Annotated in this window: 18 protein-coding genes; 8 read left to right on the forward strand and 10 right to left on the reverse strand. The window is 60.1% G+C overall.

The features are described 5' to 3' along the window. The first annotated feature begins 6 nt into the window (after window positions 1–6). The 4 genes from AC1RQB_RS19285 to ureC all read left to right on the forward strand — a co-directional run bounded on the left by AC1RQB_RS19285 (window position 7) and on the right by ureC (window position 3,214). Window positions 7–540 carry a GNAT family N-acetyltransferase gene (locus tag AC1RQB_RS19285; protein WP_063341715.1) on the forward strand — a complete coding sequence of 178 codons (534 nt, stop codon included), beginning with the start codon at window positions 7–9 and terminating at the stop codon, window positions 538–540. Window positions 541–545: 5 nt separating this feature from the next. Then, the gene (locus AC1RQB_RS19290; protein ID WP_007907362.1) at window positions 546–1,079 is read left to right on the forward strand and encodes a GNAT family N-acetyltransferase; all 534 of its coding nucleotides are present in this window, start codon (window positions 546–548) and stop codon (window positions 1,077–1,079) included. Then, window positions 1,079–1,387 (forward strand): urease subunit beta, encoded by a 309-nt coding sequence (locus AC1RQB_RS19295; RefSeq protein ID WP_008011171.1) that lies wholly within the window; start codon window positions 1,079–1,081, stop codon window positions 1,385–1,387. The genes AC1RQB_RS19290 and AC1RQB_RS19295 overlap by 1 nt, the downstream gene beginning before the upstream one ends. Window positions 1,388–1,513: 126 nt before the next feature. Further along, complete coding sequence (gene ureC / locus AC1RQB_RS19300; protein WP_063341716.1) at window positions 1,514–3,214, forward strand: urease subunit alpha; 1,701 nt, start codon at window positions 1,514–1,516, stop codon at window positions 3,212–3,214. 67 nt (window positions 3,215–3,281) lie between these two features. On the opposite strand, the gene AC1RQB_RS19305 is transcribed toward ureC, so the two are convergent. Beyond that, on the reverse strand, window positions 3,282–8,543 hold the full coding sequence (locus tag AC1RQB_RS19305) for a dermonecrotic toxin domain-containing protein (RefSeq protein WP_207267436.1): 5,262 nt from the start codon (window positions 8,541–8,543) through the stop codon (window positions 3,282–3,284). A gap of 241 nt (window positions 8,544–8,784) precedes the next feature. Here AC1RQB_RS19305 and AC1RQB_RS19310 point away from each other — a divergent pair, with 241 nt between their 5' ends. Continuing rightward, the gene (locus AC1RQB_RS19310) at window positions 8,785–9,912 is read left to right on the forward strand and encodes a sensor histidine kinase (protein ID WP_008068959.1); all 1,128 of its coding nucleotides are present in this window, start codon (window positions 8,785–8,787) and stop codon (window positions 9,910–9,912) included. A gap of 135 nt (window positions 9,913–10,047) precedes the next feature. Here AC1RQB_RS19310 and AC1RQB_RS19315 read toward each other — a convergent pair whose 3' ends face one another. Together AC1RQB_RS19315 and AC1RQB_RS19320 are read right to left on the reverse strand one after the other, a co-directional pair. Further along, complete coding sequence (locus AC1RQB_RS19315; protein ID WP_063341717.1) at window positions 10,048–10,353, reverse strand: chaperone modulator CbpM; 306 nt, start codon at window positions 10,351–10,353, stop codon at window positions 10,048–10,050. A 24-nt stretch (window positions 10,354–10,377) separates the two neighbouring features. Then, the gene (locus AC1RQB_RS19320) at window positions 10,378–11,325 is read right to left on the reverse strand and encodes a DnaJ C-terminal domain-containing protein (protein ID WP_008068955.1); all 948 of its coding nucleotides are present in this window, start codon (window positions 11,323–11,325) and stop codon (window positions 10,378–10,380) included. 297 nt (window positions 11,326–11,622) lie between these two features. On the opposite strand from AC1RQB_RS19320, the gene AC1RQB_RS19325 reads away from it, so the two are divergent. Beyond that, window positions 11,623–12,897: an Hsp70 family protein gene (locus AC1RQB_RS19325; RefSeq protein ID WP_063341718.1), complete on the forward strand. Its 1,275-nt coding sequence runs from the start codon at window positions 11,623–11,625 to the stop codon at window positions 12,895–12,897. A gap of 121 nt (window positions 12,898–13,018) precedes the next feature. Here the strand turns inward: AC1RQB_RS19325 and AC1RQB_RS19330 are convergent, their stop codons facing one another. The 3 genes from AC1RQB_RS19330 to AC1RQB_RS19340 form a co-directional block, all read right to left on the reverse strand. Next, a complete protein-coding gene (locus AC1RQB_RS19330) occupies window positions 13,019–14,032 on the reverse strand; it encodes an AI-2E family transporter (protein ID WP_063341719.1) in 1,014 nt (337 codons plus the stop codon). Window positions 14,033–14,264: 232 nt separating this feature from the next. Then, the gene (locus AC1RQB_RS19335) at window positions 14,265–14,570 is read right to left on the reverse strand and encodes a PsiF family protein (RefSeq protein WP_008068943.1); all 306 of its coding nucleotides are present in this window, start codon (window positions 14,568–14,570) and stop codon (window positions 14,265–14,267) included. Between the two features lie 72 nt (window positions 14,571–14,642). Beyond that, a complete protein-coding gene (locus AC1RQB_RS19340; RefSeq protein WP_063341720.1) occupies window positions 14,643–15,431 on the reverse strand; it encodes an AraC family transcriptional regulator in 789 nt (262 codons plus the stop codon). 97 nt (window positions 15,432–15,528) lie between these two features. Between AC1RQB_RS19340 and AC1RQB_RS19345 the strand changes: the two genes are divergently transcribed. Continuing rightward, entirely contained in the window at window positions 15,529–16,416 is an 888-nt protein-coding gene (locus AC1RQB_RS19345; RefSeq protein WP_063341721.1) for a DMT family transporter, read from the forward strand. Window positions 16,417–16,531: 115 nt separating this feature from the next. Here AC1RQB_RS19345 and AC1RQB_RS19350 read toward each other — a convergent pair whose 3' ends face one another. From AC1RQB_RS19350 to AC1RQB_RS19360, 3 genes are all read right to left on the reverse strand, one after another. Next, the gene (locus AC1RQB_RS19350) at window positions 16,532–17,422 is read right to left on the reverse strand and encodes an esterase/lipase family protein (RefSeq protein ID WP_063341722.1); all 891 of its coding nucleotides are present in this window, start codon (window positions 17,420–17,422) and stop codon (window positions 16,532–16,534) included. Between the two features lie 106 nt (window positions 17,423–17,528). Further along, complete coding sequence (locus tag AC1RQB_RS19355) at window positions 17,529–17,834, reverse strand: DMT family transporter (RefSeq protein WP_008068934.1); 306 nt, start codon at window positions 17,832–17,834, stop codon at window positions 17,529–17,531. Then, the gene (locus tag AC1RQB_RS19360; protein WP_063341723.1) at window positions 17,835–18,473 is read right to left on the reverse strand and encodes an FMN-dependent NADH-azoreductase; all 639 of its coding nucleotides are present in this window, start codon (window positions 18,471–18,473) and stop codon (window positions 17,835–17,837) included. A 123-nt stretch (window positions 18,474–18,596) separates the two neighbouring features. Between AC1RQB_RS19360 and AC1RQB_RS19365 the strand changes: the two genes are divergently transcribed. Continuing rightward, window positions 18,597–19,538 carry a LysR substrate-binding domain-containing protein gene (locus AC1RQB_RS19365; RefSeq protein ID WP_063341724.1) on the forward strand — a complete coding sequence of 314 codons (942 nt, stop codon included), beginning with the start codon at window positions 18,597–18,599 and terminating at the stop codon, window positions 19,536–19,538. Between the two features lie 203 nt (window positions 19,539–19,741). Here AC1RQB_RS19365 and AC1RQB_RS19370 read toward each other — a convergent pair whose 3' ends face one another. Continuing rightward, a complete protein-coding gene (locus tag AC1RQB_RS19370; RefSeq protein ID WP_063341725.1) occupies window positions 19,742–21,817 on the reverse strand; it encodes an AsmA family protein in 2,076 nt (691 codons plus the stop codon). Between the last annotated feature and the right edge of the window lie 96 nt (window positions 21,818–21,913).

A 21,913-nucleotide genomic window follows, 5' to 3' on the forward strand; every position in this document is an offset into this window, starting at 1 on the left:
CGCGCCATGACTTACCACATCCGTGATGCGCTGCTCGCCGACCTGCCAGCGATCCGCGACATCTACAACGACGCCGTGCTCAACACCACGGCGATCTGGAACGAACAGGCCGTGGACCTGGGCAACCGCCAGGCCTGGTTCAGCGCCCGGCAAACCCAGGGCTATCCGATCCTGGTGATCGTCGACGGCGACAACAGCGTACTCGGCTACGCTTCATTCGGTGACTGGCGCCCGTTCGACGGGTTCCGCCACACGGTCGAGCACTCGGTGTACGTGCGCAACGACCAGCGGGGCAATGGCCTCGGGCCGCAACTGATGGAAGCACTGATCGAACGCGCCAAAGGCTGCGGCAAACACGTGATGGTCGCGGCCATCGAAAGCGGTAACGGCGCCTCGATCCGGCTGCATGACCGGGCCGGTTTTGTCGTCACCGGCCAAATGCCGCAGGTGGGTACCAAGTTCGGCCGCTGGCTGGACCTGACCTTCATGCAACTGATCCTCGACCCGGGCGCAATGCCGCCCGGTCCCCACAAGGAGTGATACCCATGAACGCCGCCCAACTGCGCCGCGTCAATGTTGAAAGCTTTGCGCACTATCGTCAGGGTTTGATTGATTTGCTGCTCGACGCCGTCGGCTATGGCGCCAGTGTCGGGTTCATGGCGGATCTGGATGCGACCCAGGCCCGAGCCTATTTCGATGAAGTCCAGGAGAACCTGAACAAAGGCAACGTGCTGCTCTGGGTGGTGGTCAAGGACGAACAGGTACAGGCCAGCGTGCAATTGACGTTGTGCCAGAAAGCCAATGGGCTGAATCGCGCCGAAGTGCAGAAACTGCTGGTGCGTGAACATGCCCGTCGTCGTGGCCTGGGCCAACAGATGATGCATGCCGTTGAGCTCGCGGCCCGCCAACACAAACGCGGCATGCTCTACCTCGACACGGAAGCCGGCTCCCCCGCCGAAGACTTCTACAAGGCTTTGGGTTACACCCGCGCCGGCGAAATCCCCGACTACGCCTGCGACCCGAATGGCCGCTACAAACCGACTGCCCTCTATTACAAGATTCTCCAAGGAGCCCATTGATGATTCCCGGTGAATACCAGATCCAGCCCGGCGACATCGAACTCAACGTCGGCCGCCGCACCCTCAGCCTGAAGGTGGCCAACAGCGGTGACCGGCCGATCCAGGTCGGCTCGCATTATCACTTCTTCGAAACCAACGACGCCCTGACCTTCGACCGCGCCGCCAGCCGCGGCATGCGCCTGAACATCCCCGCCGGCACCGCCGTGCGCTTCGAGCCGGGGCAGAGCCGCGAGGTCGAGTTGGTGGACCTGGCCGGGCATCGCCGGGTGTTCGGGTTTGCCGGCAGGATCATGGGCGACCTCGACTAACTGATCGTTCCCACGGTCCCCGTGGGAATGCACCCCGTGACGCTCCGCGTCACATAACGGCGGACGCAGAGCGTCCATGGCGGCATTCCCACGCAGAGCGTGGGAACGATCAATGAAGGAACTGCAATGAAGATTTCCCGTCAGGCCTACGCCGACATGTTCGGCCCCACCGTCGGTGACAAGGTCCGTCTGGCCGACACCGAGCTGTGGATCGAAGTGGAACAGGACTTCACCACCTACGGCGAAGAAGTGAAATTCGGCGGCGGCAAAGTCATTCGCGACGGCCAGGGCCAGAGCCAGTTATTGGCCGCAGAGGTCGTTGACACCCTGATCACCAACGCCCTGATCATCGACCACTGGGGCATCGTCAAGGCCGACGTCGGCCTCAAGGACGGGCGCATCGCCGCCATCGGCAAGGCCGGCAACCCGGACATCCAGCCGAACGTCACCATCGCCGTCGGCGCCAGCACCGAAGTCATTGCCGGTGAAGGCATGATCCTCACCGCCGGCGGCATCGACACGCATATCCACTTCATCTGCCCGCAGCAGATCGAAGAAGCACTGATGAGCGGCGTCACCACCATGATTGGCGGCGGCACCGGGCCGGCCACCGGCACCAACGCCACCACGTGCACCTCCGGGCCGTGGCACCTGGCGCGCATGCTTCAGGCCGCCGACGCGTTCCCGATGAACATCGGCCTCACCGGCAAGGGCAACGCCAGCCTGCCGGAACCGCTGATCGAGCAGGTCAAGGCCGGCGCCATCGGCCTCAAGCTGCACGAAGACTGGGGCACCACCCCGGCGAGCATCGACAACTGCCTGAACGTCGCCGACCAGTACGACGTTCAAGTGGCGATCCACACCGACACCCTCAACGAGTCGGGCTTCGTCGAAACCACCCTCGCCGCCTTCAAGGGCCGCACCATCCACACCTACCACACCGAAGGTGCCGGCGGCGGCCATGCCCCGGACATCATCAAGGCCTGCGGTTTTGCCAACGTATTGCCGAGCTCGACCAACCCGACCCGGCCGTTCACCCGCAACACCATCGACGAACACCTCGACATGCTGATGGTCTGTCACCACCTGGACCCGAGCATTGCCGAAGACGTGGCCTTCGCCGAAAGCCGCATTCGCCGCGAAACCATCGCCGCCGAAGACATCCTCCACGACCTCGGCGCCTTCTCGATGATCAGCTCCGACAGCCAGGCCATGGGCCGCGTCGGTGAAGTCATCACGCGCACCTGGCAGACCGCCGACAAAATGAAAAAGCAGCGCGGCCCGCTGCCCGGTGATGGCGAAGGCAACGACAACTTCCGCGCCAAACGCTACATCGCCAAGTACACCATCAACCCGGCGATCACCCACGGCATCAGCCACGAAGTGGGCTCGGTGGAAGTGGGTAAATGGGCGGATCTGGTGCTGTGGCGCCCGGCGTTCTTTGGCGTAAAACCGACGCTGATCCTCAAGGGCGGTGCGATTGCGGCCAGCCTGATGGGTGACGCCAACGCTTCGATCCCGACGCCGCAACCGGTGCACTACCGCCCGATGTTCGCCAGCTACGGCGGCTCGCTGCACGCCACAAGCCTGACGTTTATCAGCCAGGCGGCGCAGGAAGCCGGTTTGCCCGAAACGTTGGGCCTGAAAAAGAAAATCGCGGTGGTCAAAGGTTGCCGTGACGTGCAGAAAACCGATCTGATCCACAACGATTACCTGCCAAACATCGATGTCGATCCGCAGACCTATCAGGTCAAGGCCGACGGTGTGTTGCTATGGTGTGAACCGGCAGAAACCCTGCCGATGGCTCAGCGCTACTTCCTGTTTTGAGTCGCTGATACGTCACAAGCAAAGGCCTCGAACATCTGTGTCGAGGCCTTTGGTTTTGCCCGCATTGCTAACGGTGTGCAACCCCAAGCAGCGCTAAGCGGGCCCGATCCATCGCTTGCCGGGTAAGTATTCTCAACCGTTGCCTGATTTGCTGATCGATGTCCTCCAGCGCCTGGGTGTAGTCATCGTCACTCATGAGCTGCCCCTCGGCGAAGTCGTTTTCGTCGTTGCCCAACTCGCGACACAACTGGTTGACCTGCACATCCAGGGCAGACTTCGCCTTCGGGGTAACCGCCTCGGCCCGACGTAGCAACGCCTCCTGTAATTCGGTGATGGCGTCAATCCGTCGTTTCAAGCCATTCAGTTCATCAGGGTACGAAGTCTCCAGCCAGGTTTTCCAGACAGGTTGCTCAAGCAACCGATCCGGCAGCAGATCACCTTCCTCCAGCGCCACGATCCGCTCGAACGCCGCGTCGATCATCTGCCGGGTCACCCCGGCGATCTTGCGAAACTGCATGCCCCGGGCCTGCCATGGCAGAGACAGACGCTCGGCCAGGTCGGTCATGTAGGCCAAGTGGACTTCCACTTCATCGATCGTGCCGGTGACATCGCCATGTTCGTCAACCCGTCGGAACTGCTCGCCTGCCGCCACCCGCGCGGCGACTCGGTGACGGGCGATGGCGCCGATCTCATCGAGGCGAGATTTGCCCAGCGCCAGTTCCAGCAATTGTGGTTCGATCAGGTCCAGACGACCCAGGGCATAGGCCTCATGGATCAACACCTGCACCCCCATGGCGTTGAACAGTTGCGTTCCACCGTCCACACATTCGGTGGGCGCGGCGGCTTCGGCAAACAACCTGACCCGCAGTTCGCTGTTCTGTGCCATGGCCTCGAGCATCCGCCAGACCTTGGCGGTCAAGTCCACCCGATAGGCGCCGCCGGCCGTGAAGTCGGCGGACTGGGTGAGCCTGCGGATTTCATTGAAGAACGGTAGCGAGTCGAACTCATCCTCAACGTCGTACCAGACTTCCTGCACGGCCAGCCATTGCGACTCTGTCAACCCCTGAGACCACTCCAGACTGTCCAGCGTGCCTCGGGGCGGATACAGACGCTCGGGGTCCAGGCCGACCGACTCGATGTATAACCTGAGGGTGTTCAGATTGTCCGGCGAGATCCAGCGCGGCTCTTGACTGATCAAAGTGCGCGCCAACAATTCGGCGCGAAATGAGCCGGGAGCGACATCCGGTACCCGAGTGATCGGGTTATAGCGCAAATCCAGATGAATATTGTGTGGGCGCGGGTGAGAAAACAGACCCACAGGCCAACTGTCCAGACCCGTCTCGCTTAGCAACAGTGTCTGCAGGCCTGGCATCCGACTGACGTCAGGATTGAGCTTCAACGGGTTGCCGCTCAAGTCTAAAGACCTCAGGCGGGTCAACCTCTTCAGACGTGCGACCGCCAGCACATCCAGTTCGATGCGGTTGTCATTGAGGTACAGATCGGTGAGATGGCTCATGTCACTGACCGCCTGCGGAATAGTGGTCAGCCGGTTGCCTTGCAGGTTGAGCTGCCTGACCCGATGGAACGCCTCCAAAAAAGGCTCAGCCTGCGCAGTGAGCTCGCCATTGCTCAGGCTCAGCATGGTGACATGGTCAAAGTTGGCTTCCAGCTTCGGCAGGGTCGCCAGGTGGCGACCCATCATTGGAATGTTGTCCAGCAGCAATGCCTGGGGCAGAACCACACCCGCTGCCTCGGATCCCGGTGGCCCGGCTCGGCGCCAGCATTGCCTGATCGTTTTATAGAGCAGGTTTCGCGACCGCCCCTCCGCCAGACCCGCCGAGCTGAATCGAAACGAGGCGGTGGGCGATTTCAGCCAGCGTTGCAGCGCCCGGTTCAACTGATTGAACTCAACCTCCAGCGCTGCAAGACGCTCATGCGCCGAGCCGCCATTCTGAGTGAACCCCGCCAGCAAGGTCTCGACCTGCTCTTGTGTGAACCCCGGATATAGCGAACAGGCTCGACGACGCAACCCCAAACCGTGCGGTGCTTGCTGTGCGTAACTTTGCATACCGCCACGAAGACGCATGATGGACGGATCATAAAAAGGCTTGAGAACAGGGTTTTCCAGCAATACAGGCGCAAATTGGTCGCGCACCAGCGGATGTGTCTGGATCCTGTTTTCCAGCCGTTGCGCCTCGTGGATATCAAAGCCCAGGGTGGTGCGCTGGGTATCGGGTAACGCGTGCAGCACCGCGGCATATAGTGTGTCGTCACCATGCAGGTGCTGATTGAGCGCATCCCGTGCCTGGTATTGGCCGTCTTCCCCGAGAATCAACAGCTTGCGCATCGGAGCGTCCACCGGGCCGATACTGTCGAATAACCGGCCATGAGCCGAGTATTCGCGAATTTCCAGCCGCAGATCACTCGGCCAGCCTGGCAGGGTCTCAAGCGAGTGCAAGACCAGCCGGGTCGTGTCGGTGCTGTACAGTTCTTTGAGGTATAGCCCTTCATAAGCGCGAGCCAAGCGTATTTGCTGCTCCGCGTGTCGGGCCTGTTGCGCCAGGTTCAGGGGCGTGCGTTGTTTCTCGTTCAAATGTTGCAAGTCCGCGGGATCTGCATGACGCAACAGATCCTCGGCCATGCTGATCGAGAGATCCGGATAGTCGCTTTTGAGCCGTCGCACCAACAGATTGTCCGAGCGTTCGCGACGCGAATACAGGTAGTCGAAAAGTCGTCTTTGCGATTGTCGTGCCTGCCCGCCAAGCAGCTCTCGGGTGGCCTTGATACGCGCCTGGCGGTCACCGCCCAGCCACTCGCCAAGGAGTTCACGAAGCTCATGTTCATCAAGGAACTCGACAACCCGCTCAGGTAACATGCCGGCGACAAGCTCTTGTCGGCTCATGCGCAATGTATGCGCCGGTAACGCACCGGCAAAACCCTCCTTGATCGACGCGCCTGACAGATTCGCTGCGTCGAAAACCTCGATGGCCTTGCCCTCGGGCCAGCTCCGCACCTCAGTCATGAACCGCGGTACAAGCTCAGCCCATTCGTCATCGATCCGATTGCCGAGAATTCGTCCTGCACAATCCTCGGCATCGGCATACGCGTTAAAGCGCTTAAGCGTGTCGCGTAATGAGGCGGGCGGCGTTTCGTGCTCCACGTGGAGCCAGCGCAGCATATCCTCATGCACGCCGCTGACGACCGATATGTGTTCCAGGGTTTCATCGGAGAACCTATCCACTGAAGCCCCCAGACGCCGGAGCAACCGGCTCTTGTCCCATTCAAGCGGTTGATCGAGTTCGGTCTTCCAGCTGCCGGCGCCGTTGTGCTCCAGCAGCGGCTGATAAGCATCGGGCCGGCTCGGATGCTGGAGGCGATGCTGCCCGGTCTCCGGATCCTGCATCAACGCATAGCATTTGTCGTCGAGCCGCAGCAGGTCCTGTTCTTGATACCGCAACAGGCCCTCTTCGCTGACCGGTGCATCCACCGGCAAGACCATCGCTTGTTCATAGGGTTTCAGGTCCGGGTTCCACAACCGCTCCTTGCCGGCCACCTCCACCGGTTTGAGATCTTCGACAAATGGCGAGATGTTGATCGGGGCATGCCTGCCACTGGGCAAAACGTGCCCGGCGCCCATGAGCGTCAACTGCGCAAAGTTGATCAACACGCCGTTGATGTACGCCGAGGCCTGCGCCTTATCACCCTTACTCCAGTCTTCGATGCCCTCGGCCAGTTCCGCGAGCATTTGCGCGACCATGATTCCCAGCATGGCTTCGCCAAGACCGGGCACCAGCATCGCGGTGAAATTGAAGAGGTTCCAGCCAACCGACAGATAGCTGGTCAAGCGTTTGAAGCGGGCGGTAGCGTCTTCGTCGTCGGTCGGCACGGCGATGCATCGCGCATCGGCAATGGCCTTGTCGCGGCGTTCGAGAAACAGTGTCTGCCACAACTCACCGGTAATGAGGTTGGTGAACGGTTCTGCGTTGGGATTCTCGACCGCCGTTTCGCGCCACCACGGGCCCATGTCGAGAGGTTCGCGCTGCTGCCAGGTGAAGGTCGTGAGGCGTTCGTTGACCCGGGCGAAAAAGTGACCTTTATCTTTGTGTGCCACAAATCGGCTGAAAAAGGTCTGGTACCCGGTATCTCGCAACTGACCGAGCAGGGTTGTCATGAACGCGACCAGCGATGGGTATTCCTTCAACGGCTGTTGCGGATCCTCCGGCACATAAGCGATCAGCGGACCGGATAAACGGCTCTGCCGGTAAATATCTTCTCTGCGCAACAGTTCATCGTCCACACCCTGCGCACCATTGGCAAAGAACGCCTGCAACAGTTTGTATTGCTCGTATTCTCGCCCTTGCAACACTGGAATGCGCTGCGACCAGTCCAGCCAGAACTTCAAGGTGACGGGGGTCAGGGCATCGATGGCGCGTTTGATCTGCGACGGTTCGCTGACCGCGCTGAACAACACGATGCCGGTCAACCTGAAACCCATCAGCGATAAACGATGAGCGTGCAACGGGCGGTCGTACAACGTGATACCCGCGCGGTTCTCACAGACATCGCACAGTTTGGCGTAGGCGTGATCGCTGATATCGCCCTTCAATCGGGCAACCAGCGCCGCCACCTGAAAGGCTGCCTTCTCGCTGGCGATTGAATCTTGCTGCAAGGTTCGCTGCGCCATGGGTGTTGCGGGCAACAGGATGGATTTGATGTGTTGCTGGTACTGCTCACCAATATTCAGACGTCGGCATAACGACGCAAACCTTGGCAACGTGATCTGCGGGACCCGCGCAAGAACGCCACGGGCATCCTTGCGATAGATACCCGAGCTGCTGCGCCATGCATCTTGCTCGGTTTCAGACGTTTCGAAATTATGTAATGCCGCCTCCAACAAGGTAGATGAGCGGACGCGACTGGCACCGGTATCGATGCCAAAGATAATCTTGCTCGGCACTTCAAGTTGCACGACCCAATCATCAACGTTTTCGACCACATCAAAGTTTGCTTTTAATAACGAACCTAGCAGAGGCTCGGCGAATGCCTTTATCTCCTGTTGCAAATTAGCCAGCGTCTTGTCCAGCACGGCCTGCAAGCGCCAGCGCCGTTCAATCAGTGCTTTAAGCTGTTGGCGGTCAATGGCTCGCGCGTCGCCATACCAATCGGGAATCTGTGGATCCAGTTCCGTAAGGGCTTTCAACCTTGGCGCCGATGCACACTTGATCGAGTCCGGGATAACACCGAGTACGCGACTGTAATGCCTGCCGTTGTTTTCTATTTGAGACGCTTCAGACGTTTCCAGCGAATTGCTTCCATGCAAATCAGCCACTGTTCAATCACCTTGCTGTCAGGTCGGGAATCAACAGCTTTATTCACCCTCGGCAAAAACAAAAGACGAAATATCGGGTAAGCCCTCCTTGAAAAGGCACTGGAACCTTCGAAAATCATGTGGCCGAAAATACACAGATACCACCACGCAGCCGCGGGCGTATGCCAACCGGTGAGCGGTCTTCTTTTCGCAATCAAAAGCGCTACTATGCGACTCGCTGTCTCGCACTCAGGTAACCGCCATGCGCCTTTCCGAATTCATCGTGTTACACGTTGACCGCATCGTCGATGAATGGGAGCAATTCGCCAAAACCATCACCCCTGCCGCCGAATCCATGGACCGCACCGCACTGCGTGACCATTCAAGGTCGATCCTGCTGGCGGCTGCGCGGGACATGACCAAGCCCCAGAGCGCCAGCGAGCAGCTGGCCAAAGCCCGTGGCGAAGGCCCGGAAAAGACCCCGAGCCTGGACGAAGCCGGCGCCAGCCATGGCGAGCTGCGGCATACCGTGGGGTTTGACCTGGTACAGATGACCAGCGAGTTCCGCCATCTGCGCGCCTGCGTGATCCGCTTGTGGGTCAACAGCCTGGACACCCCCGACATCGCCTATTTCCAGGACATGATCCGTTTCAACGAAGCCATCGACGAAGCCCTGGCCGAATCTACGGCGGCCTATGCCGAGCAGGTCAATCATTCCCGGGACATTTTTCTGGCAATTCTTGGCCATGACCTGCGCGCACCGCTGCAAGCGGTAAGCATGTCCACCGAAATACTGATGCGTAAAACCAACCTTGAGGGCGACGCATTGACCTGTGCGCTCCACATCAAGCGTGGCACCCGCCACATGGCGGTGATGGTCGGCGATTTGCTGGAGCTGGTCCGCAGTCGCCTGGGCAAGAGCCTGCCGATCGAACCGGCGCCCATGGATCTGGCCGATACGGCGCGTGAAGCGATTGCCCAGGCCTGCGCCGCTCAGCCGCAATGCGATCTGACGTTGAGCGTCGAAGGCGATACCCAAGGTGTGTGGGATGGCCGAAGGCTGGATCAGATGCTGCAGAACCTGATCGGCAATGCCTTGCAACACGGTTCGAACAACAGCGCGGTCAAGCTCACCCTCAGGGGCGAAGCGGACAGCGTTCGGCTCACCGTGCACAACGACGGTGCGCCGATTCCACCCGAGGTGCTCCCCACGATCTTCGATCCGCTGGTACGCAATGCCGACGAAGCGCTTAACGGGCCGACCACCAGCCTTGGTCTGGGACTGTTCATCGTCAAGGAAGTGGTCAAGGCCCATCAAGGGACGATCGACGTCAGCTCCAATGAGGCTGATGGCACGATGTTTACCGTGGTGTTGCCAAGAAAGCTCTGACGGCGGTAGACCGCGTTATCGTTCTTCGCGAGCAAGCCCGCTCCCACATTTGATTTGTGTACGCCGCAAATCCCCTGTGGGAGCGGGCTTGCTCGCGAAAGCGTCCTCTAGGGCAACACAAAAACACCAGAACGACTACTCAACCACCAACCGCCCCAACCGCTGCTTGAGCATGCGGTTCTCGGCCCGCAGTTGCTGGACTTCTTCCAGCAGGTCCAGCGCCAGGGCGACGCCTTCCCATTCCAGCTCCAGGTCGCGCCGCAGCTTGGCTGCGCGCTTGGCCAGTGCCAGTTCATAATCGGTGAAACGCCAATCCTTGGGCTGTGCTCCCTGAGGTTCGAGGATGCCGTGTTCGACGATCTCGATCACATGCACGTCCGACAGTTCGGTCGCCTCGCAGAATTCCGCCAGGTCCAATAGAACGATCACGGGCTCGCTCATGATTGGCTACTCCTTATCTCAAAATCAAAAGTTCTCTCGCGGATCGAAAGCGGCTTTTTTCGCCAGCTCCTCCCACAATTCTTTGACGTCATGGTCGAGTTTTTTCGGCATCACTGCCTTGAGCTGCACGAACAGGTAGCCGCGGTGACCATGCTTGTGCAGCAGGCCGTGGCCCTTGGCGCGCATGCGCTGGCCATTCTGGCTGCCGGCCGGAACCTTGAGGTTGATCTTGCCGGTCAGGGTCGGCACTGCGACTTCGGTCCCCAGCGCCAGCTCCCACGGCGCCAGCGGCAAGGTGATGATCAGGTTCTCGCCTTCGACGTCGAATTTGGGGTGCGGCGCAAAACGGATGGTCAGGTACAAGTCGCCATTGGCTCCGCCACCGATGCCCGGAGCACCCTGGCCCTTGAGGCGGATGCGCTCACCGTCGGTCACGCCAGCGGGGATCTTCACGTTCAGGCTTTTACTGGTGTTGCTGACATGCTGGCCGGCAGCGTTGTAATGCGGCACCTGGAAGCTGACCTTCTTCGATTCGGTCGAGAGGGTTTCTTCAAGAAAAACCGGTAATTCCATTTCCACGTCTTGCCCTCGACGCCCGGCGCTATGGCCCGACCGTCCACCACCACCGAAACCCGGACCACGGTTGCCGAAGATCGAACTGAAAAAGTCCGAGAAATCGCCCGTGTCCTGACCGCCACCCCCGAAACCACCGCGGCTCTGCCAACCCGGTGGGCCCTGAAAGGGCTGACCGTGGTGGCCGTATTTGCGCAAGTCGTCGTATTCGGCGCGCTTGTCGGCGCTTTTCAGCGCTTCATAGGCTTCCGAAGCGTCCTTGAATTTGGCCTCGGCGTCCTTTTCCTTGCTGACGTCGGGGTGGTATTTGCGCGCCAGCTTTCGATAGGCGGCCTTGATCGCCTTATCGTCCGCGGTCGGCTCCACACCGAGAATCTTGTAATAGTCTTTGAAGTCCATCGAGGGAATCACCATCCATTATCGAAATCGCGCAGCCAGGCACAGCATGCTCTTGTTTGCAGCGTTTGGATTGACCGATCTCAAGGTTGTGACCGGGCAGCGCATCAGAAGTTTATCGGCAGCAGGGCGCGGTTCTTGCAGTCGCCCCAGGGGTTACCAAGTCTATGCAGGGAAGTTTGGGGGTGATTGGGCATCTTTCAAGCGCTGAGCACTGCGATTTAACGGATAGTCGGCCTACGAATCTTCGCCGCACTGACATACACTGCGCGGCCGTTTTTTAACCGGAACTTGAAAGACATGAAAAACGCATCTCCAGCCCGTGCCTGTGGTATCGACTTCGGCACATCCAACTCCACCGTCGGCTGGCTGCGCCCCGGCATGGAAACGCTGATCGCGCTGGAGGACGACAAGATCACCCTGCCCTCGGTGGTCTTCTTCAATATGGAAGAACGCCGCCCGGTGTACGGCCGGCTGGCGCTGCACGAGTACCTGGAAGGTTACGAAGGCCGGCTGATGCGCTCGCTCAAAAGCCTGCTGGGTTCCAAACTGATCAAGCACGACACCAGCGTCCTCGGCACGGCGATGCCGTTCAAGGACCTGCTCGGCCTGTTCATCGGCCAGTTGAAGAAGCGTGCCGAAACCGCTGCCGGTCGGGAATTCGAGGAAGTGGTGTTGGGCCGGCCAGTGTTTTTCGTCGATGACGATGAAATGGCCGACCAGGAAGCAGAAAACACCCTGGTAGACGTGGCCCGCGCCATCGGTTTCAAGGATGTCTCGTTCCAGTACGAACCGATTGCGGCGGCGTTCGACTATGAGTCGACCATCGAAAAAGAAGAGCTGGTACTGATCGTCGACATCGGCGGTGGTACCTCGGACTTCTCGCTGGTGCGCCTGTCGCCTGAGCGCCGCAACCACGACAACCGTCACGACGACATTCTCGCCACCGGTGGCGTGCATATCGGCGGGACCGATTTCGACAAGCAGCTGAGCCTGCAAGGCCTGATGCCGCTGTTTGGCTACGGCAGCCGGATGAAGAGCGGCGCCTATATGCCGACCAGTCACCACATGAACCTGGCGACCTGGCACACCATCAACTCGGTGTACTCGCAGAAGTCGACCCTGGCCCTGGGCAGCATGCGTTACGACATCGAAGACACCGGCGGCATCGATCGCCTGTTCAAGCTGATCGACCAGCGCGCCGGGCATTGGCTGGCCATGGAAGTGGAAGAAACCAAGATTCAATTGACCCACGCCGACAGCCGCCATGTGCCACTGGATCGGATCGAGCCGGGTTTGAGCGTGGAACTGAGCCGGGTACTGTTCGAATCGGCCATCGACAATCTGCTAGAGCGAGTGCGCAACAGCGTGACCCAATTGCTGGCAGACGCCAATGTGCGGGTCGATCAGGTGGACACCGTGTTCTTCACCGGAGGTTCGAGCGGAATCCCGGCGCTGCGCAACAGCGTCTCGGCGATGTTGCCGAATGCGCGGCATGTGGAAGGGAACATCTTCGGCAGCATCGGCAGCGGGTTGGCGATCGAGGCGATGAAACGCTACGGCACCCTCGCATAATGATCGTTCCCACGCTCTGCGTGGGAATGCCGCCATGGACGCTCTGCGTCCGCTGTTGAGGCTGTGACGCGGAGCGTCACGGGATCATTCCCACGCAGAGCGTGGGAATGATCGGGCGGGGTTACACCATCCCCACCTGCTTCAACTCACTCTTCAGATACGCGTAATAAATCGGCCCCGCCACCACCCCCGGCAGGCCGAACGCGGCTTCGAACACCAGCATTGCCAGCAGCAACTCCCACGACTTGGCACTGATCTGCCCGCCTACGATGCGCGCGTTGAGGAAGTATTCGAGCTTGTGGATAACGATCAGGTAACCCAGCGCCGCCACCGCCACCCAGATCGACAGCGACAAGCCGACGATGGTGATCAAGGTGTTGGAGATCAGGTTGCCGATCACCGGCAGCAGGCCGAGCAGGAAGGTCAGCACGATCAGGGTTTTGGTCAGCGGCAGCTTGATCCCGAACATCGGCAGGACCACCGCGAGAAAAATCCCGGTGAAGAAGGTGTTGAGCAGGGAAATCTTGATCTGGGCGAAAACGATGTTGCGAAACGCCTGGACCAACAAGTGCAAACGGTCGAACAGCGCCGCGGCCAACGGTTTTCGCTTGGTCACATCCGGCGCTCGCTGCAAGGCAATGATCGCCCCCAGCACCATGCCGATCAGCAGCGTCACGAACATGTGCGCCGCGTCCTTGCCCACCAGTTGCAAATCACTGAGGTGCTTGCTCATCCACTGACCGATGGCCACGCGAAACTCGGCGGCACTGGCCGGTAGATAAGCGTCGATGAACGGCGGCAACTGCCCCCGCGCGCGGTCGACCACGACCATGAATTTGTCGAGAGAAGCGCCAGGGTTTTCCGCCTCGTGCAGCAGAAAGCTGATCGCACCGGCAAAGATCAGCGCCAGCACGCTGACTACTAATGTCCCCAGCAACGCCACCGCCAGCCAACGCGCACGGCGGCCTTCGATCAGCCGCTGCAATTGCGGCGTGAGCATGTTGACCAGTTCGAACACCAACAACCCGGCCAGCAGGCTGGGCAGTAATCGCAGAGGGAGCACCAGCAGCAAACCACCAAAAATGATGACCCAGCTGATAAGCAACAAGACCTGACGCTGAGAAAACGCTGACATACAGCCTCAAAACGAACGACGTAAAAGGATTGGCAGTCTGCCAGCGATCCGGGGCGAGCACTAGGGATTGTGTCGGTCGACCTTACCGGCCCCTTCGCGAGCAAGCCCGCTCCCACACTGGATCTCCTGTGAACACACCATCTGTGCACGCCTGAGAATAAATGTGGGAGCGGGCTTGCTCGCGAAGGGGCCAGCACAACCGCCACAAAGCCTCCCGAGCTGACCGCGCTGTTTATTTTTTCTTCAGGCAATCGCTCATGAAGGTTTTGCGTGCATCACCCGTGAGGGCCTGGGTGGTGGCGGTGGCGTTGCAGGTTTTCATCTTTTCTTGTTGAGGGGTCATGGGCTTGGCGGCATCGGCGGCCGGCGCGGCTTTGAGGCAGGTGCTCATGAAGGCTTTGCGCTCGTCGCCCTTGAGGCTTTTTGCGGTAGCGTCGGCATTGCAGGTGGTCATTTTGTTCTGCTGGGCAGTGGCGGCGAAACCCTGGGAGCAGAGCAGCAAACCGACCATCAACAACGGGGCACGCAACATCTTCATGGAGTGTTCTCCTTGTTACCGCACCGATGGATGCGGCCTTGTTTCGGAGTGTAGACAAAGCCTGTTACACGTTCACCTGCTATCGAGGTGGCTGCGTCGATATTGCTCAGGTGTGCACCCGGCCTGACGCTGAAACATCGCGATGAATGCCGAGCCGGTGCTGTACCCCATGTCGAAGGCGATTTCCTGAATGCTGCGCTGGCTATCGAGCGCTTCGATCGCCGCCAGAAACCGCAACCGTTGCCGCCACTCCCCGAAACTCATGCCCAACTCGCGGACAAACTGCCGGGCCAACGTGCGTTCGCTGACGTGAATTTGCGCGGCCCAGTGCGCCAATGGTCGGTTATCCCCAGGCTCGGCCTGCAAGGCCTCAAGAATTCCAAGCAACCCGGGACTGCTGGCGTAAGGCAAATAACACTCATGCTTCGGCGCCTGTTGCAGTTGGTCCACCAGCACTTGAGCCAGACGCTTGTCAGCATCGTGCTCGGGAATTTTCACATCGCGGGCGGCGAAGTCTTTCAGGATCGCCTTGAGGATGTCGCTGATCGCCAGGGTGCAAGCCTGCTGCGGCAGATCACGGCACAGCGCCGGCGCAAGGCAGACCGCGCGATAGTTGATCGGCTGATTGCTATAGAAACTGTGCTCGGTCCCGGGCGGCACCCACACCGCGTATTGCGGCGGCGACATGAAGCGGCGGCTGCCGATTTCCATGTGCAAGACCCCATTGGCCGAGTACTCGAGAGTGCCCCAAGGGTGATGGTGGGCCGAGGCGTATTCATGGGTGTTGAAATCGGCATAACGGAAATAGACCGGGGCCGGCAGCTCGCTGAAATCCAGCAGGTCGATGTGTTTGCTGTTCATGCTGTCCGGAATCAGAGGCAGGTTGTCTGGATCGAAGTATAGGCATTGATTCAGACAAGCGGATAATCACCCTTCATTAACGTTCTGGTTTTTCCCGATGCAATACGCTTATCCCCTGCTGGCCATTTTCATTTGGGCCGGCAACACCGTGATCAACAAACTCGCAGTCGGCGCGATCTTTCCCGCCGAAATCGGCTTCTACCGCTGGTTGCTGGCCGCAATGCTGTTCACGCCTTTCATGCTTAAACCGGTGATCACCCACTGGCCGTTGATCCGCCCGAATCTGGGCAGGATTTTCATCCTCGGCGTACTCGGTATGGCGGTTTATCAAAGCCTGGCCTACTTCGCCGCGACGCTGACCTCAGCCACCAACATGGGGATCATTCTGTCGCTGATGCCGTTGATGTCGCTGGCCATGGCGATTGTCAGCCTCGGCCAACGCCTGACCGCCGGAGCACTGGCCGGCGCGGTGCTGTCGTTTGCGGGTGTTTTAGTGGTGGTGTCGTCCGGCAGCCTTGGCGCATTGCTGGAACACGGGGTGAACCTGGGCGATGCGATGATGCTGATCGCCACGCTGGCGTATGCGATTTACAGCACCCTTTTGAAAAAGTGGCAGTTGCGTTTGCCGCCGCTGGTGTTGCTGTATTTGCAGGTGCTGGTCGCGGTGGTGGTGCTGTTTCCGCTGTTCCTCGCCTCACCGAAAATCGGCCCGACCCTGCACAACATTCCGCTGGTGCTCTACGCTTGCCTGCTGGCCTCGATGCTTGCGCCGCTGGCGTGGATGCAGGCCGTGGTGCGCCTGGGACCAAGCCGGACCACGCTGTTTTTCAATCTGCTGCCGTTGATCACCGCGCTGATTGCGGCGGTGGTGCTGCATGAGCAGTTGGCGCTGTATCACCTGGTGGGTGGGGTGTTGACGTTGGGTGGGGTGATTCTTTCAGAGCGCTGGACCACCGTGTTGGGCCGTAATATCTGCGTTGCCTGATATGACGCCTTCGCGGGCAAGCCACGCTCCCACAGGTTTTGTGTCGGACGCCGGCATTGAGCACGACGCCAAACCTGTGGGAGCGTGGCTTGCCCGCGAAGAACGATAACGCGGTCTAAACTCCCGCCGCCTTCAATCGCGCTGCATGCTCGACAAACAAGCGCACCGGCTCAGCGCCCTTGCCCACCAACCCCAGTGATTGGTTGACAATATCGAAGTGATCCATCGGGTATTCATCACCGATCACCGTCCCCAAATGCGAGCTGTAACGCCCGACCATCCCGTCGCAATGCCCCGCCTCATGCACGAAGGTCCTGGCAAACAACCGGCAACTGCGATTGGTCCCATCGAACAGGTTGCACCCGCGATCGGTCTTGCCCGGTTGTAAAGTCCCGGACCAGGAGTAATACCGCACGCCATTGACCACTTCCGGGCCGTGCCCGCCCCAGGTGTCAGGCAGGCCCTGTGGATAACGCTGATTGAACAGCGCCACGCCTGCCGTGGTCAGCGATTGGTGCGACGCTGGGATATCCACCGGCAGTCTCGGCCCGCGATAGCCGGTTTCCAACAGGCACATCAGCGCGCTGATCAGCCACAGTAAAAAGCTCAGGAGCCGGCCCTTGGCACTGTCTGCCGGATAATGAGTATGCAGATAGTCTGCCAGCTCCGAGCCGTGATTCGGCCCGGCTACTGAAGTGACTGAAGCCACCCGGTCCGGGCGTTTAGCCGCAGCGTAACGGGCGGTCAGCGAGCCCTGGCTGTGACCGATCAGGTTGACTTTCTCGGCCCCGGTGTCGCGCAGAATCTCGTCGATCCGCGCCAGCAATTGCTCACCGCGCACCTCGGTTGAATTGAGCGGCGAGACCTGCACCGCGATCACGGTCGCCCCATCCCGGCGCAGCGCCGAAATGATTCCGTACCAATAGGGATAGAGCAGCAAACGGATAAACCCGAGCATCCCCGGGACCAGCACCAAGGGGTAACGCGTGGCGGAACCTTGCGACATGGATGAACATCCTTGTGATCGGTGAGATGAAGCAAGGCCGGATGCAAGGCATCAGCCAAGCATCGCCACCCAAGATGACAACTCAACGACCAGTCTATGACATCGCTCACTTCAACCCCACCACGCCCGCCACTATCAGCCCGACCGACACCAGCTTGAGCGCGGTCAGGCTTTCGCCAAGCAGCGCAAAGCCGAGAAACACCGTGCCCAGTGAACCGATGGCGGTCCAGATCGGGTAGGCGATGCTCACCGGCAATTCGCGCATGGCCAGCGTCAGAAAATAAATCCCGCCCACCGCCGCCACTACGGTAATCACTGAAGGCCAAAGCCGGGTGAAGCCTTCGGTGTACTTCATGCCCATGGCGAAGGTGACTTCGAACCCGGCGGCGATCAGCAAGAACAACCAGGCCATCTAGAACGCCCTGGCCAGCGCCAGCAAACGCTGCTCGGCCTCGGCCACGGACACCTGGAAGGTGCGTTCGGCGGACTCTTCGCCCTCGGCGGCAACGACCGTGACGTCGGTGATGCCAATGAACCCCAGTGCCGTGCGCAAAAACGGATCGGCATGGTTCATCGCCTCAAGCTCACCACCCGGCCCGAAGCCGAACCCACCGCGACTGGTGACGATCAACGCCTTCTTGCCCCGCACCAGCGGTTCGTACTGCGCGATGCCGTTGTCCAGGGTGTGATTGAACGTCAGCCCGAGTCGCACAATCTGGTCGACCCAGGCCTTGAGACCGCTGGGCACGCTGAAGTTGTACATCGGGGTGGAAATCACCAACAGATCATGGCCGAGCAACTCCCCCACCAATTCATCGCTCAGTGCCAGGTCGGCCTGCATCGACAGCGGTCGCGCTTCAGGTTCCGGATGAAAAGCGGCCGCCACAAACGCTTCGTTGACGGCCGGGATCAACGCCCGACCGACTTCACGGCGGGTCAATTGCGACTGTGGGTTGCGGACCTGCCAAGCGGAAAGAAACACCTCGGCCAGACGCCGCGAATGTGAACGATCGCCACGGGGGCTGGCGTGAATGGCAAGAATTCTGCTCATCTGAATCTCCTTGAAGGGTTAAACTGAAACGGCTTGTGCTTGCAGCTTGAAGCGCGTGGCTGTCTATCTTCAAATGAACAAAAATCAGTCTGGATGAATCAATTTCACCCATGGAGTTCTAAAATGTTTGCCTCGTTGCCGCTGACCGCCCTGCGTGCCTTCGAATCCGCCTCGCGCCTGCTGAGCTTCAAAGCCGCCGCCGAAGAACTCTCCGTGACGCCGACGGCGGTCTCGCACCAGATCCGCTCCCTGGAAAACTGGCTCGGCGTGCCGTTGTTCGAGCGACTGCCACGGCAGGTGCGCCTCACCGAGTGCGGCGAACGGCTGTTCCGCAGCCTGCACGGCGCCCTGCTGGAAGTGGCGCAAAGCGTCGATACCTTGCGCCCGCAACGCAGCGGCACGAGCCTGACAATTTCCACCACGGCTGCGTTCGCCGCCCTCTGGCTGGTGCCTCGACTGGGACGTTTTTACGCCCGCCATCCAAACATCAGCCTGCGCCTGGACACTCACTGCGAAGTGATCGATTTGCATCAGGACGCCAGCGTCGATCTGGCGCTGCGTTACAGCCTCGACGATTACCCGAACCTGTATGGTTTGTGCCTGTTCGACGAATCCTTCGGGGTCTATGGCTCGCCTGAACAAGTGGCTCTGGCGGCCAATCGGGTACCGACCCTGATCAGCGTGCACTGGCACAACTCCAAGCTGTACGCCCATGGCTGGGAGGCCTGGTGTGCGCAGTCCGGCGAAACCTGGCTGGCCGAACAACCGGCGGTGCGTGAGTACGACGAAGAGCATTACGCCCTGCAAGCTGCCATCGCCGGGCAAGGCCTGGTGCTGGCGAGCAACATTCTGGTGTCGGAAAGTGTGGCCAGCGGTTTGCTGCTGCCTTATCGAGGGGACATTCAGGTCGACGGGGCTGGATACAGCGCGCTGTGCGTACCGGGCCGCGAACGGCACCCGCCGGTGCGTGCGTTTTTTGCGTGGTTGCAGGAGGAAGCCAGATTGTCTGGTCTATTGCCAAGATCGCAGCCAGCGGCAGCGCCGGCAGAACGCATTCCAATGTAGGCGCATCGAAGACATCCTGACCTGGGACGTAGAGCATGCCGATGACATGGCCGATATTCTGAAAGACCTGTAGCGACTGTCAAACCGCCTTCGCGGGCAAGCCACGCTCCCACAGGTTTTGTGTCGCATGCCGACGATAGGCACGACGCAAAACCTGTGGGAGCGTGGCTTGCCCGCGAAGGCGTCATAACAGACGCTGAAAGTTACTTGGTGGGCTTGACCGTCACCGGCGCCTTGCCCGCCTTCATCTGCTCCAGCAACGGTGCACACTGATTCGGCTCACCACCGCTGGGCGCTATCAGCGCCAGCAAGCCCGCCGCCGGCGCGGCAATCACACCCAGCGCAACCATCCCGGCCCCACGCAGCATTAACGGCACAGGTTTCACCCCCGCATCCGGCTTGATGAATTTGCCCCGCACGTACAGCGGCGAGCGCAATGAAATCACGCGCCAGCCTTTCGATTCCGGGCTGATAGTCAGGTCCAGTTGCTCGGTCGCCATGTTCGCCGTGCCGTCGACATAGACGATTGCATTCTCGGTATCGAAGACGAACAGCCGCGTGGTCGCCAGTCCGGCCTTGATCTCGAAATCGGCCGCCGCGCAGTTGATCTTCACTTCCTTGTCGCCAAAGATCTTGCCGACCACATAGTTGCCGACGTTGAGCCCCGCCAACTCCATCAACTCACGACTGATCGCGCCGTCATTGATCAGCATCTTCAAATTGCCGTCGGCAGTGCCCAGCAGTTTGGCTACCGAGTTGCCCCGACCGACAAGATCGGCATCGCCATTAAGCTCACCGAAACTGGTTTTCATCCGCTCCAGGGTGGGGAATAGCTGCTTGAGCTTGAACTTGCGCGCCGTCAGCTTGGCCCGGCCTTCCAAGGGCTCGGTGCGTCCGTCCAGACGAATCTGCGCATCCAGATTGCCGCCAGCCACGCCGAAACGCAGGGGCTCGAGGCTGAGCACACCATCAGTCAGTACCACATGGGTATAGAGATCGTTGAATGGCAGTTTTGCGCTGTGGACGATGCGTTTGCCGGTGAATTCCACATCAGCGTCCATGTCGCGCCAACGTTCAGTCCTGAACTCCTCGACCGGTAGCAGCTTGTCCGCCGGCTGCTTGCCTGCACCGCCGCGGGCCTCTTGCCTGGCGTTGGAATCGGCACCGATCAATGGGGCCAGGTCGGTAAACAGCAATTGATTGGACTCCAGCGCCCCGCTGAGTTTGGGCCTCGGCTGGCTCGCCACGTAGCTCAGGTTGCCATGGATGTCGCTCTCGCCGATCTTGCCGTTGAACGCCTCATAGCGGTACACCGCCCCGCCCGGCTCTTGCAGCTTGGCAATCAAGTGTCCGTCGGTGGCGTAAGGCGGAGTATCCGGCAGGGTTACGCCGATCAGCGGATAGAGATTGCCCAGGCTGGCACCGGCCAGTTTCAGGCGCAGATCCAGGGCGCCGAGGTGCAATGGATCGGTGAGCGTACCGGCCAGCTCGACGCTGGTGTCGGCGATCTTCGCTTGCGCCTGAAGCGGAAACGGCTTGGAGGCGTCCTGTAAAGCCAGCAAACCGCCGGTCTTGCCCTCGCCCGCGAGATTCTGACCGTGGTATTGGCCTTTGACCTTCAATGCGAAGGCGTAATCCTGGGGTGAACCACCCTTTTCAACCGCTTTTTTTGCCGCTTTGTCTCCGACAATGTCGCTGAATGGAATCGGCTTGCCCAACGGATCGATAAGCAGATCAAGCTGAGTCTTCAGCTTCTGGTCGTCGAGCGTGACGTGGCCCTTGTCGAAGCCGATGGCACCGATGTCCAGCACCCAGTTCGAAGGCTCGGCGTTCGGGTCTTTGGGGTCGAACTTGAACGTCCAGTTGGCACGGCCGTCGGGCAGACGTTGCAGATTTGCATTGGGTTCGCTCAGGTCGATACGCGGGATCACCACCCGCTGCGCCAGCAGAGCCAGCGGCGAAATGCGCAGTTCAACGCGTTTGAGGGTGGCCATCTGCGGTTGCTTCGACCAGTCCGGATTGCCCAGGGTCAGGTCCTCAGCCACCACATGCGGCCACGGCACCCAGGCCCGCCAGCCGCCCTCATCAGACTCGCGCTGCCAGACCACCGCAAGGTTGCCATTGATGGCGAACGGACGATGCAGTTCTTCGGACACTTTGTCGCTCAGGGGCAGTTTGATCCGGTTCCAATCGAAGAACGCGATGATCAGCACCAGGACGGCCAGCAGGACAACGAGGCTGGCGAAGGTCCAGGCAAGAATTTTACGAGTGCGCGTCATTGCACAGGGCTCCTGAATACGACTCAGCGCCCCGACAGCGACGCACTGATGAAACGTTAGGCCAGAACCGGCCTGCCATGAAATCTAGGACTGGGA

It is taken from the genome of Pseudomonas sp. GW822-FHT02E03 (assembly GCF_058802325.1).

Bases quoted from the DNA above. Each gene is read 5' to 3' on its own strand.
- AC1RQB_RS19285 (WP_063341715.1), top strand. From the start codon at position 7: ATGACTTACCACATCCGTGATGCGCTGCTCGCCGACCTGCCAGCGATC.
- AC1RQB_RS19290 (WP_007907362.1), top strand. From the start codon at position 546: ATGAACGCCGCCCAACTGCGCCGCGTCAATGTTGAAAGCTTTGCGCAC.
- AC1RQB_RS19295 (WP_008011171.1), top strand. From the start codon at position 1,079: ATGATTCCCGGTGAATACCAGATCCAGCCCGGCGACATCGAACTCAAC.
- ureC (WP_063341716.1), top strand. From the start codon at position 1,514: ATGAAGATTTCCCGTCAGGCCTACGCCGACATGTTCGGCCCCACCGTC.
- AC1RQB_RS19310 (WP_008068959.1), top strand. From the start codon at position 8,785: ATGCGCCTTTCCGAATTCATCGTGTTACACGTTGACCGCATCGTCGAT.
- AC1RQB_RS19315 (WP_063341717.1), bottom strand. From the start codon at position 10,353: ATGAGCGAGCCCGTGATCGTTCTATTGGACCTGGCGGAATTCTGCGAG.
- AC1RQB_RS19320 (WP_008068955.1), bottom strand. From the start codon at position 11,325: ATGGACTTCAAAGACTATTACAAGATTCTCGGTGTGGAGCCGACCGCG.
- AC1RQB_RS19325 (WP_063341718.1), top strand. From the start codon at position 11,623: ATGAAAAACGCATCTCCAGCCCGTGCCTGTGGTATCGACTTCGGCACA.
- AC1RQB_RS19330 (WP_063341719.1), bottom strand. From the start codon at position 14,032: ATGTCAGCGTTTTCTCAGCGTCAGGTCTTGTTGCTTATCAGCTGGGTC.
- AC1RQB_RS19335 (WP_008068943.1), bottom strand. From the start codon at position 14,570: ATGAAGATGTTGCGTGCCCCGTTGTTGATGGTCGGTTTGCTGCTCTGC.
- AC1RQB_RS19340 (WP_063341720.1), bottom strand. From the start codon at position 15,431: ATGAACAGCAAACACATCGACCTGCTGGATTTCAGCGAGCTGCCGGCC.
- AC1RQB_RS19345 (WP_063341721.1), top strand. From the start codon at position 15,529: ATGCAATACGCTTATCCCCTGCTGGCCATTTTCATTTGGGCCGGCAAC.
- AC1RQB_RS19350 (WP_063341722.1), bottom strand. From the start codon at position 17,422: ATGTCGCAAGGTTCCGCCACGCGTTACCCCTTGGTGCTGGTCCCGGGG.
- AC1RQB_RS19355 (WP_008068934.1), bottom strand. From the start codon at position 17,834: ATGGCCTGGTTGTTCTTGCTGATCGCCGCCGGGTTCGAAGTCACCTTC.
- AC1RQB_RS19360 (WP_063341723.1), bottom strand. From the start codon at position 18,473: ATGAGCAGAATTCTTGCCATTCACGCCAGCCCCCGTGGCGATCGTTCA.
- AC1RQB_RS19365 (WP_063341724.1), top strand. From the start codon at position 18,597: ATGTTTGCCTCGTTGCCGCTGACCGCCCTGCGTGCCTTCGAATCCGCC.
- AC1RQB_RS19370 (WP_063341725.1), bottom strand. From the start codon at position 21,817: ATGACGCGCACTCGTAAAATTCTTGCCTGGACCTTCGCCAGCCTCGTT.